General features: G+C 30.0%; 9 protein-coding genes and 3 pseudogenes. 2 read left to right on the forward strand and 10 right to left on the reverse strand.

Annotation, left to right across the window (positions count from 1 at the left end; genetic code table 11):
* Nucleotides 1-21: 21 nt before the first annotated feature.
* The 3 genes and pseudogenes from BG05_RS01345 to BG05_RS01350 all read right to left on the reverse strand — a co-directional run bounded on the left by BG05_RS01345 (nucleotide 22) and on the right by BG05_RS01350 (nucleotide 1,351).
* A complete protein-coding gene (locus tag BG05_RS01345) occupies nucleotides 22-678 on the reverse strand; it encodes an SMI1/KNR4 family protein (RefSeq protein ID WP_016127820.1) in 657 nt (218 codons plus the stop codon).
* A gap of 96 nt (nucleotides 679-774) precedes the next feature.
* Nucleotides 775-900, reverse strand: a pseudogene (locus BG05_RS28985) (aminoglycoside phosphotransferase family protein); the annotation flags it as partial.
* Between the two features lie 259 nt (nucleotides 901-1,159).
* Nucleotides 1,160-1,351, reverse strand: a complete 192-nt coding sequence (locus tag BG05_RS01350) for a hypothetical protein (RefSeq protein WP_003192993.1) — start codon at nucleotides 1,349-1,351, stop codon at nucleotides 1,160-1,162.
* Between the two features lie 841 nt (nucleotides 1,352-2,192).
* Here BG05_RS01350 and BG05_RS31935 point away from each other — a divergent pair.
* Nucleotides 2,193-2,430: pseudogene (locus tag BG05_RS31935) on the forward strand (hypothetical protein).
* 707 nt (nucleotides 2,431-3,137) lie between these two features.
* On the opposite strand, the gene BG05_RS01355 reads toward BG05_RS31935, so the two are convergent.
* The 5 genes and pseudogenes from BG05_RS01355 to BG05_RS01375 all read right to left on the reverse strand — a co-directional run bounded on the left by BG05_RS01355 (nucleotide 3,138) and on the right by BG05_RS01375 (nucleotide 6,842).
* Nucleotides 3,138-3,461, reverse strand: coding sequence for a hypothetical protein (locus tag BG05_RS01355; protein ID WP_003192915.1), 324 nt, complete (start codon nucleotides 3,459-3,461; stop codon nucleotides 3,138-3,140).
* Between the two features lie 38 nt (nucleotides 3,462-3,499).
* Nucleotides 3,500-4,234 carry a hypothetical protein gene (locus BG05_RS01360; RefSeq protein WP_003192913.1) on the reverse strand — a complete coding sequence of 245 codons (735 nt, stop codon included), beginning with the start codon at nucleotides 4,232-4,234 and terminating at the stop codon, nucleotides 3,500-3,502.
* A gap of 155 nt (nucleotides 4,235-4,389) precedes the next feature.
* Nucleotides 4,390-5,148, reverse strand: coding sequence for a DUF975 family protein (locus tag BG05_RS01365; RefSeq protein WP_003192911.1), 759 nt, complete (start codon nucleotides 5,146-5,148; stop codon nucleotides 4,390-4,392).
* Nucleotides 5,149-5,735: 587 nt separating this feature from the next.
* A pseudogene (locus tag BG05_RS01370) lies at nucleotides 5,736-6,074 on the reverse strand (transposase); the annotation flags it as partial.
* A gap of 60 nt (nucleotides 6,075-6,134) precedes the next feature.
* Nucleotides 6,135-6,842: an IS6 family transposase gene (locus BG05_RS01375; RefSeq protein ID WP_016127824.1), complete on the reverse strand. Its 708-nt coding sequence runs from the start codon at nucleotides 6,840-6,842 to the stop codon at nucleotides 6,135-6,137.
* 2,665 nt (nucleotides 6,843-9,507) lie between these two features.
* Here BG05_RS01375 and BG05_RS01380 point away from each other — a divergent pair.
* Complete coding sequence (locus tag BG05_RS01380) at nucleotides 9,508-10,257, forward strand: terminase gpP N-terminus-related DNA-binding protein (RefSeq protein ID WP_003193490.1); 750 nt, start codon at nucleotides 9,508-9,510, stop codon at nucleotides 10,255-10,257.
* Nucleotides 10,258-10,282: 25 nt separating this feature from the next.
* Here the strand turns inward: BG05_RS01380 and BG05_RS01385 are convergent, their stop codons facing one another.
* On the reverse strand, nucleotides 10,283-11,731 hold the full coding sequence (locus tag BG05_RS01385) for an FtsZ/tubulin family protein (protein WP_002187392.1): 1,449 nt from the start codon (nucleotides 11,729-11,731) through the stop codon (nucleotides 10,283-10,285).
* A gap of 1 nt (nucleotide 11,732) precedes the next feature.
* Nucleotides 11,733-12,155: a hypothetical protein gene (locus BG05_RS01390; protein ID WP_002187393.1), complete on the reverse strand. Its 423-nt coding sequence runs from the start codon at nucleotides 12,153-12,155 to the stop codon at nucleotides 11,733-11,735.
* Nucleotides 12,156-12,506: the final 351 nt, after the last annotated feature.

A 12,506-nucleotide genomic window follows, 5' to 3' on the forward strand; every position in this document is an offset into this window, starting at 1 on the left:
CTAAAAAGTGAATAGTTTCTATTAAACTTTCTTAATATACTCATACACTTCTTTAGGTTTTATATTAAGCAGGTGGGCAATTTCCGATATTCTTTTTCCTTCTTTCTTCATCTTTATTACTTTTGTCTCCAATGTTTGCTCGTATTCTTCTGCAATATCAAATAATGGACTCAATAAAGAGTGCCATATTTCAAAATCAGCAAATTTATTTTTTTCCAAAAACTTATTTAGCAATGTTTTTAATTCTCTATTTTGTATAATTCTTTTTCCTTCTAACACTTGTTTCTCAGTAAGAAAATTACCTATATCTTTTATAAAATTGATAAATGAGTCCATAGAATCTGCAAGGAAACCGCCAACACCCCAACTGTCCATTCCGTGCATTAATGAAGATATAGGGTATCCATCCTCATTTAAATCAATAATAATTGGATTTCCACACATAGTTTCATAAGCAATAACAATCCAATTTGCATCCCAAGTATCTTCCTCATCGGTTACAAGGGAGTTTCCATCAGTGTCAATGCTATATCCTACTTGAAATTCATCTAATTGTTCAAAAGAAAATATATCAAAATTTACATATTCTCTAATTTTTTCATGTTCTAAGTTAATAAGTTCTAAATTCCTTTTAATTTCTACTTTTTGATGATAAGAATTAAATTTTATCATTGTCATTTTTACTACATCCCTATTCACACTTTATATTTATTCTTTTTTATCTGTTTTTTTACTAAAAACCTAAGACAAGAATATTAATAATAGATATTGTTATTTTTTCTTTGCCTCATATAAAGATTCTGTATTGTGAAAATGTTTTTTAAACACTTTCACAATTTTATTATCACAAAGATATATCTTTGCTGTATTCCCTATAGATATTGGATTACCTAGGTTCAATTATTTTCTCTCCTTAAAATAAATTACAATAATGCCCTATACTTTACCTAATAAATTCGATGTAATTATTGTAAAATACTTTTGCTACTAAACTGCTCCTTTAGTTAAATAAAAAAGATTCTGTAAAACAGGATCTAAACAAACTTTAGAACATCGCAACATTATTTAAAACGTCGCGACTTTATTTCAAATCGACATTTTGTTATTAAGTTTGATAATTTTGGCAAGCAAATAGTGAAGATTAGCTCCCTGTTCAGTATTATCTACATTTACTACATAAAATTTCGTTTGCTATCTTAGCTAATACTTTATCTAATTTTCCAACAGGCATATTTTTGTCTTCGGATAATACTAAAGAAACTGCAAATCGTTCACCACGTTCAATTGTTTTACCACATTGTGAACATACTAAATTTACATCTTTAAAATGATTTATTAATGTATCTAACATATTATTTATTCCTCCTGCTTGATTATTTAATAAAAATATATAAATATCATTATTTTAATTATACAAAATTAAAAAGAAAAGATGGAGTGAAATTCCAATTCACACCATCTTTAACAACAACTTTTTTATAAATCCGCAATAAAACTTTTTTCAAAACGTCGCGACTTTATTATAAACATCGCATCTTTTTTCAAACCAACAGTACTGTCTATGAACACATAAAAAAGGAAGAGAATTTTTAAAATTCTCTTCCTTTTTTATGTTCATTAGCCATTTAGTATATCGAAAAATGCTGTAGAATTTACCTATTCTATTATAACAGTATAAAACATGATTTTAAGATGAAATATTGCATATTAAAATGTATTGATGTAAGTTAATACACTTAATATAATGAGAGTATAAGATTTACTACATCATATAAAGAGGAGGAAATAATATGGCAATCGCAATGGCAGTTTTAAAATTCGTAGGTGGAGCAATTCCATTAGTTCAAGAACTTTTAAAAGCATTTATGTAAGTTTATTACTCCGCAATTATTTATAAAAATTATCAGACAAATGATCTGTATATCAAAAATAAATTGATGTGCAGATCATTTGTCTGAAGAAACTTTAAACAAGAAAAAGAATCCCAGAAATCATAAGGGATTCTTTTTCTTTATGTGTAATTATGCCTGTAACGTTCTCCTACCCATAAGTGGCGTTATGTAAACTTATATAAACAGCTTATTTATAACATAAAAAAACAGAAAATTCATGATATAATAGCCCTTATAATATCCATAATTCGGAAAAATAATGTTAGGAGGGAATTTATGCAACCATTTGTTGGATAAAAAATAATTAATTATAAAACAATAGACAAACTGTTTATAATTTTAATTTTTACTATCGAGTACTTTAACTTTTAGTATCGGTCAATATTTATATGTTACATTCTTCTTATTAGGGATTATGTTTATATATAGAAGCATAAGAGATTTTAATTTAAATGTTTCATATATAATTATTGGTCTTGAATTAGTATCAGGTGAATTTTTAACTATATATATGGCATTTAATTATTTAGTTGCTTAGATGAAAATATAAAAAAGAATACCGCCTTTAAAGGTGGTATTCTTTTTTATATTAATGAGATCTTTTTGTTTACAGATTTCTTGTCCTCTTTGTTTATAGTATTTTGAATGTATACTTTTGTTGTGAATTTTGAGGATATCAGAGGATTTGGTTTGAAGTCAATGAATAAGGAGATTTGAATGTAAACTAATGGGTAAAAGTTTACTTTCGATTCTTGAGTCATTTATAGCTAAATTTGTAATAAATTTCTCAATATAGATATACTTATCAATTATGGTTTTAATATTCAAAATTAATAAAAACTTAGGTATTATAAAAATATGATGGTTATCCCTTTTGTTTACTCCTTGTGCTAAAGATAAGATTGTGTTCCCGATCTTATCTTTTTTTTGTAGATTTTTGATACAAAAAAAGAATCCTTATAATAAGGATTCTGCAACAGGAAAAAACAAACATGTAATAATAAAAAGAATTACTTACATTATAATTTAAAAATAATACAAACACATCGAGAAAACTTCGAATGAATTTCTGTAAATCCCCTCATTTAAGTTTTGAGGATCAGGGTACATAAGAAACAGTAAACCCTTCACCACCTTTAGGATAAGGCCCAGGGGTACGGAAACGATTCGAGGTATGAGGGGCCACTCTGGAAAAGTATTCAATAATAAAAATCATAGGAAATGATAATTCCTACGATTTTTTGATTAGAATTCTCTAATATTAATTGCAAAATGTGGTTTGAATCTTACTTCAATTGCTTTTTTCTCTTCAGAGCACTGGATATGGAGTGTATCATTGCGAGTATAGACTCGTTCAACAAATTCCATATTAACGTCAAATACACATCCTTCATTATAAGAAAGACTTAATTTAATTGTATTCTCATAAACTGACATAATCATTACTAATTTAAATCCTAAGTGATCCATTTTACGATAAAGATACACACCTGCACCTTCAATCAAAAAGTCTTCTGGTTCACTCTCGAATAACTCTAATAGTTCGTATTCATCATATTTAATATCCAATGTTTATAACCAACCTTCTGCACCGTAAAAAAATTTTTTTATTTTTTCTTTGCGGGAACAGCAGTAATAACATCCCCGTTATCATTAAGTATAACATAACCTTCTGCTCTACTATATTTCCATGTGCCAGGCGTATCAGCTGGAGCACGAGAACCCGTTTTGATAATATCTTCAACTACATTAGGTGTCATACCACGAGGGTCAATTTTAGAAAATAGCTCGTTATATTCCGCAGAACCTAGTTTATATCCCTTTTTAGCAGCCATTTCCTTAGCTCTTGAATTAAGCTCCGCTCTTATTTCAAGAGTATCTGGAGCCATTCTTTCTAAAGCATACTCAGTATACTTTCGACCATTGATTACTCCTCCACCTCTTGGCATACTCCATCCAATACCTGAAGTTCCTTTTGTTGCATTTTCAATAGCCTTTCCTTTCTTTTCTAGGTCACCAATTTTTCCAACGATTTTTCCGACTACTCGGGATGTACCACCGGATACGACCGACAATGTGCCCCATTCATAATCTTCTGGACCGTATTTTTGACCTGTTACTAAGTTTTCACCTTTGATGAGTTGTCCAATTTCTATTCCTGTGCCAACTATAGGCGTCATACCCAATACGAATGATAAATCTCCGTCATTCTTGCGGTCATATATTCTAGATGGGTCACCACCTAAATCACGTAGGGCATTACTTAAATCAATATTTCCAACATTGATGGCTGCAGCAGATACATCAATCTTATGACTTGCTATTCTATTAGCGGAGTCCATAAATGTATTTGCAACATGTTTGCAGTACCCTTGCTCAAATCATAATAAACGTGATATATCCATTTTTTAATATAATATTAAAAGTGGATATACTTAAATGCATATCCACTATCAAGAAAGTATATATTTTAACCTTCTACATACTTACTTCCTATTTATATACTTACCTTCGCTTCTCCAAAATCCTGTTTTTTAATTAAATCTAAGTAAAAATGTGAGACAGTTGTATTGTAATAGGGAGAAATGAAAATAAATGATAGATTAAATGTAAACATCCCTATAAATGCGGCTAATAAAAACCAACCAATAAATGATAACCAAAGAACAAATAACTTTAGCTTTTGTCCTTTCATTATTCTTTTACTTTCTCTCAATGCTTCACTTGCTGTATAATCAGGATTCTCTACTAATATGTAATACGACATGGAATAAGAAAAATATTTAATAATACCTGGAACAATAAATAATAGGCTCCATAAAAAAAGAAAAACAGCTTGCAACAGGCCCAATTTTATTGATCTAAACAAATTGCTTTTCTTAAACCCTAGAAATACATCGTCCACTTTAGCTTCTTCATTTTTCCCTAAATGTAAGGTGAAAGCAGAATATCCATAATTAAAGATGCCTTGTATGGAACTGTAAATTAAGAAACAAATAAGTCCTAAAAAAATATAACTTAGAATAAGTAAAACTAGTGCAGTAGGGTCTACTTGGGGTTGCCCACTAATTGAATAAACAAAGATTACATCCAAACCAATTACCCCAATAAACAGGCCAACTATTAAATACATGAATGTCGCGATTGCTGATGCACTAAGAGTAGGTACAAAATAGTTTAACGCTGATACTCCTATACCTACCCCCCATTTACCATCTAACGAATTAAGTGCTGCTTTCTTTAAATTTCTTGTCATACTTGTATTCCCTCCTTTTTTCTTATTTTCCTTTACTGAAAAAATAAAAGAACTTGTAGCAGGCCCCGCTACAAGTTCTTTTAGCCAAATACTTTAGCTCATCAAAAAAATATTTATTCTGCACAATCGGGGGTAATGCCTAAAATATGGTTTGTTAACATCATTATATAACATAATTATGAATTTTTGTTAAAAATTCTATATATTTAGACAAATAATTCTCCACTTTTTTACTTATTTTCATGTAGTTTTATCTATTGAAAATAAGTAAAAAACCTCTGCACCATTTCAATCAAAAGATTATTTAATAAACATTAAAAGACCACCTATAAAATTTAACAGGTGATCTTTTTTGTGATTTTGCACTTGTGCACTACTTTAAAAATATATCACAAATTTATCTAGTCTCCTAAACATTTGAATCTATGAATTTATACAGAGATAATAAATTTGTTTGAACAGGAAAAAAACAATATTCAGAATTTTTTGGGGTGGAACAGTAAAAAAGCAATCTTTATATGTTTTACTTAACCTTGAAGATATTATGCATCCCCTAATTCTATGTGTAAACGTAAAAAGACCGCCTATTACGAGCGGTTACTTTTCTTAGTACATAAACAAAGGATGCAAAGTGCAACAAAAAATATAGGTAACAAAATTATAAGTGATAGCCTTACGACAGAGTCTTCATAAAACAAGTATCGAATCATAGGTATATCCCAATACGAAACTTTTAAAACTGCAACTGTATTTTCTCTCGATGTTTCATTTAATTTTGTACCTATAACTTTTCCGTATACAGTAAATTCTCCAATATAAGCTGGATCATCGACATGAAGGAAAGGTGTATCACCTTCAAGCTCAATGTCCGTAGATTTTACATTAGGATATGTATCTTTAATTTTTTCTTTTAATATAGCTAAATGGTTCTGGTGCAAAAATATTAGTTAGAAACCTAGAGTAGCAATTTCCTCTACATTTCTAGCCTATGAAGCTAAACCAAACAGTTTATGAATAAATTGTTTTTGATTTTGGACAGACTTGTCCAGTAAAACAAGTTGTCCTTTTTTCATCATATGCATGGCTTCAACACCACTCAATATAGAAATTGCTGTTTTAAACGACTTTAACCCTAACATAGAACGAACTCGCCTTTTAATAAACCGGTGGTCTTGTTCCACTATATTATTGAGATATTTAGCTTGCCTTAGTTGCATGCCTTCAGGCATATGTTTCTCTTCTTTCAACTCTTGAATCGCTACAGGATAAGCAGGGTTCTTATCCACTGTTATCACGCGAGGTTTAGAAACATACGAAAAAGCCAAGGCTTTCTTGAAAAAACGCTTGGCTGCTTGTTTATCTCTTGATTTACTTAGATAAAAATCAATTGTATAACCCTCTGAATCAACTGCACGATATAAATACATCCATTGACCTTTTACTTGAATATAGGTTTCATCGACTCTCCACGAGTCATTTGTTGATTTAAGATGATGTCGTACTTTCTCTTCTAATTGAGGTCCATATTGATGAACCCAGCGCATAATTGTTGTGTGAGCAATTGATAATCCTCTTTCCTCCATCATTTCCACCAGGTTACGGAAGCTCAAATTGTACCGTAGGTACCACCTTACTGTTAATAAGATGAGTTCAGGCTGATAATGCTTCCATTTAAATAAATTTTCTTTTTCCATACTGATCACGCACCTTTTTTAGAGTCATACTATCAGTATGTCCAAGTTTAGGAGATTACTTGCAAGAGTCTTGCGATTTTTGCACCAGAACCAGAATCCCCTTATAAACGGTTCACTAATGTTTCTTTGCTGGCTTTTTAGGGTACAGTATACTTTCTACTAATCAATTAATTGCGCTATTAAGCGCATTCTTGTTAACCATAATACATTACTTGCAAACAAATGTCATAACATTATATTTTAATCAAAATTATTTAGTCCTACTTAAAAACAATTTAGAACAAAGACTATAAAACAGTCATATAATTATCAATTTCATGTTGATACCAACAGAAAATCAATACATCTCGCCCGCATTTAACATTGACATATCAACTGAGATTAACATATCAGCTGAAGTGCACCAACTTTATCACTAGTATCCATCGATTAACATCAACAAGCAGACACTTATCAAAAATATTTGTGCCTATCTATACCTCAAGATCTATATTAGTTGAACATTAGCTTATTGCAACGGATTGTACGGAAGTATGTTAATTAATAAACTAGCATTGAAACATTTTCAATGCTAGTAAGATATAAAAAAGAAACAACATGAAACTATCAATCTCATGTTGATACCAATGAAAAGATAACTGATTTTCAATCCCTCATTTGTTATTAACATGTTAACCGAGATTAACATGTTAAGTGATTATTTTCTCTTGTTATCAATATCATTCTGATTAAGATTGACATAACATTAACAATTCGGTGTCGAAAAAGAAGAAATGTTTATAACTTTCAAGATTCCAAAATTTATATCGGCTGAAAATTTTCTTCTGTGGTAGTTTTCTTGAAGTGAATCTAGTAACGATCTATCCTAAAAAATGCTTCGACACTATCAAAACATAGTTAAAGATTTAATCAAGTAATAAATGATGACAGCAATTCAATGATTTTTACCCATTATTTATCACTTACATATAGTTAAAAAACAACACATATAAAGGACTACTGTCTGTATTGTTAATCTCATATCAACAATTTGCATTTAACATTAATATAACATTAACAATTAAGTAGTTGAACTACGCATTAATTCAGGTCTTGGGTCTTTGAAATCTGCATTAATTATAAATTTATCTACCACAACAGTTTCCCCCTTTATTTATCATTGATATGTAATCTGAGATTGACATGTTAAGTGATTGTTTTCTTTTGTTATCAATATTATTCTAATTGATATTGATATAACATTAACAATAAGGTGTCAAAAAAGGAGAAGTATTTATGGCTTTCGAGATTTCAAAATCTATATTGATGAAAATTTTCTTCTGTGGCCGTTTGCTCGAAGCGAATCTAGTGATGATCTATCCAAGAAGATGTTTTCACACTATCAAAAAATAGTTGAAATTTAATCGCAATAATAAATGACAACAGCAATTCAATGGTTTTCACACCTTGTTTATCATTGACATATAGTCTAAAAGTCAAACGTAGAGAGAAATGCCATTTGTATTGTTAATGTCATATCGATAATTCGTATTTAACATCAATATGACATTAACAATTAAATAGTTGAAACGGTCATAGAAGTAGCTTTCGGGTTTTCAAGATCCGCATTAGTTAAAAATTTATCTACCACCATAGATTTCTATTGAAAAATAAAATAAAAAAAACACCCTAAAAGAACTCTAATTGTAGCTAGAAACCAACAAGAATTCCATACAATTGATAGTTTCTTATTAGTAACACACAAAAATTAATAGTTTTTTCTTTATTTATCATTGATATATAACCTGAGATTGACATGTTAATAGGGCAAGTTATCAATTAATGATAGCGTCATATAATCTATCACCAATACGTATTAACATGACATTAACAATTATTGATTCTAAAGTTGAGAAGATACATACAAATAGAGTTTTAGGTTCTACATCTATTAAAAGGCTTTTTTCTATAGCAAATTTTACTGAATAAACCTGAGAAGATATCATTCTTAAAAGCATTTTGATAGTAGGCAAAAACAATAAATCGCTTTTTATTACTTTCGATTTAAAAGTAACAATTGTATGAATCAATTTTGATTATATAGAGATCACTTGTAAAGGGTGGTGCCCCCTAGAAAAAGTGAGTTTATATTAAACCGTATTAAAAGTAATTCAATAACCTATAATAACCTTCATGTGCATTCTAAAGACCTGCTGAAACCAATTAACTATACAGTTCTTAGCTTTCTACTACCGAGTATCATAAATTATAATAAATATAGGCCTTTATTTATTATTAGTATTGGCTTTTCGCTTTACATTTATACATACTTTTTAGCTTTTAAGTCTTTTAGTTTAATACTATATCCTCATAATTTATTTACAAATCACTAATATTTTCTTATCATTAATATATTGTAGACTAAGTTGTTAACTTCATAGCAACAATAATCATTAACAACTAACGAATTATTAACAAGATATTAACAATAGTTAATTCCAAATCCTTTATTTATCAACTTCATGTTAACAAGTGACACTTTACATATTAATGATATATTTCATGTGAATGTCAGTCGGTAAAGGTATTCGGGTTTATATTATCGAAAAAACACTTAACATGTTAATCTCACTTTATATGTTAATTCCATTTTACTGTGGCCATTATATTTCAAGGAGGTATAACGATGATTGAACAAGATAACAAAAATACAAATGAACATATGGAGTCAAATAATACAAACTCTAGTCATGAAGATGCTTTTGAAAAAGCTTGGCGAATAACAGAGTTTTCAAAACTAGTAGGCCGACATCATAACACTGTGTACAATTGGTTCAATACCCTAGAGGAAAAGGGGTTACACGGAACATTAAGAACCAATAATACAAATGAAAAGCTATATAACACACTGGATTTAGACATAGCTTTATTTATCAAGCTAAAGAGGGATGAAAAGTGGTCGCTAGATGCAATTATTGAGCTTTTACCACATCAATTTGAACTAAGACCAGTTTCTCCAGAAAATCAAACCAGTGAAGTCTCAACTCAATTAAACATGCAGGAAGCTGCAGCGACTATTGAAAAAATAGTCGAGCAAAAGATTCAAATACATTTACAAAACATTGAATTAGAGTATCAAGGAAAGTTTGAAGATGCTATACGTGCGGTGCTACCTGAACCAGAAGACCCTGAAATGGTAAAAGAGCGTCAAAGACAAGAAAGACTAGATAATATGATAATTCAACATAGAGCGCGTACAGAGTTAAGAAAACAAGCTGAAAGAGAGTGGAGCGCACAACCAGAAGAAACTCGTATTAAAAAAGTTGGCTGGTTTAAAAAAGAGGAAGATCTTGCGAGAAAACAACTTTTCATAGAAAACTATATTGATGAGAACATGATTGAATACATGAAAAATGTAATGAAAACAGAAAAATAAGCCTGGAAAATTCCAGGCTTATTTTTTATTTTGCTCCAAACATTTTATCTGGATCCATAAATGCAGCTAATTCTTCATCATTTGGTGCATTCTGTTCTTCATCTTTAGCTGGTTCTATTTCAAAGTAATCACCAAAATTAATGTTGAAATCATCATCTGAATCTTGTTCTTCAATAGTTGTAATTTGAGACTTTTTATATTGTATTTGGTTTTGTTTTTCTTTAAATTCATTGTATTCTTCGACTAATCCTTTAGATAAGCGAGATGGTAGTGCATCTGTTTTATAGAATGTATACACACTGCCCATAAAGTCATTCTTACTAACTAGATATCCATTAAAAACAGTTCCATTGATTGGTAGTTTGTTTGTAACTTCTACCTTAGCGTCATCCATAAATGAATCATCAATGTTCTTTTGTTCATCTAAAATTGCCAACATACCAAAATGATGAACTTTTGATGCCTCTAAATCTCCATTTTCATTTGTCTTCATTAGATCAATTGGATGGTGGAATGAGCTTCCTTTCAATGATTCTGAGAACATATCTACAATTTCTTTACTATTTTCAATTTGATTCATGTTACGTGAAACCTTATTAATTACTAAGCAGCCTCTTCTTTCTAGAAGAATTCGTTTAAAGTCTTGGGAATCTAAAATTACAGATGTTCCTGAGCCGTTTGCAGCTGTGTTTAACTCATGAATAATATCTCCAATGCGCTGGTTTGCATAGTCCCGTGAGTTTGCAATACCTTTTTTCTCATTTTCATTTAATCCTTTAAACTCATCATAAAAATGTTGATTATCTGCAAACACAACAAATGCTACGCCTTTAGCCGGATCATTTGCTAGCTTCCAAATTTCTTGTGAAAACTTATTTACTTGTCTCAGTACATCAGGTCCATCTGCTCTAACTGGAAGTGTAACCACAATACCCATTTTAATGAAATCTTTACGTTCAATTGCATTATTGAAAGCAATTCTTGCATACTTTTGTTGATTTGCTATTAGTTCTTCTCTAGGAATTTTCATTGCCATACTTTTTAGTTCTTCCGCGATAACAGGCTTATTATGAAAAGCAGAGAATTCTTCAATTGCTTTAATAATTGTAGATGTACCTGTTCCACCGCCTAAACCAGCAAAAAATAACACTAATTCATCAGATGGTCTTACACGTTCTGTAATAAATTCCTTTAATTTATCTTTAGCATCATCATTAGATTCTAAAACCTTTACAGCACGCTCAGGATTCTTACCTAAACCACCTAATTTTAGTGAAACCTGATTGCTTTTTGGAACATGCTTCAGTTCAGCTAAATCTCCGTCATTACTATTTAATGCAAGACAATTATATACTGCTGTACCATCTGTATGCTTATACTCAGCAAACTTATCTACCATTCTAGTACCAGCTTGCCCAAAACCAACCATAGTCATTTTTACCGCGACTTCATTTTTTAGAAAGTTTTTTGCCATTTTACATCTCTCCTTTATTATTTTTACGTCTCTCTAATTCAATTAAAATTTGTTGTCCTCTTATAGTTGAAATCAGGAACTTATATGGATGCATAATCTTTTCTGTTATTAATGACATAGAAGCTAAAGTGCCAACACTTCCCTCTGCTGACCTTCTTGAAATATTTGTTCTTTCAATTTCTAGCGAATAAGATTTTCCCTTAGGTTTCTTTACTCTCCTATCAATAACAACATTTTCTACTATCTCATTTATTGAAATACCTCTCATATACTTTGTCTCTTGGTATTGTTTGTTTACTTGAGATCCTATGTAATGAAATACATTGTACAGTATTTCGTCTTCTTCAATAATGTCTGCGAACATTTCTACAACTTCATGAGTAAATTTGTTCTGTTTATATTTTTCACTTAATACCTCGTTCAAGTTGTCCCCCCCTTAAAACGTTGGTTAATTATTCCTAAAAATATATTACATCATTATAAGACGTATATCAAGTCATTATATATAAGTCTTATATAAGGTCATTATATACAAGACTTATATATGATTTTCATTTAATAAAATCCAATTAACCTCCGACATATCAACACTTTACATATAAGACGTATATGTAAGTCGTTTATATGCGCAGTAAACAAAACATGTTAATATCAGATTTCATATAACTAACAATAACTATCGGATACTTAATAAAATGACAGTATTTATGTAGAACTCTATCTTGATTTATATTTTCAACATATGATACACCTAAAATATGATGCTATTAGCATC

Source organism: Bacillus mycoides (assembly GCF_000832605.1).
Classification (GTDB): domain Bacteria; phylum Bacillota; class Bacilli; order Bacillales; family Bacillaceae_G; genus Bacillus_A; species Bacillus_A mycoides.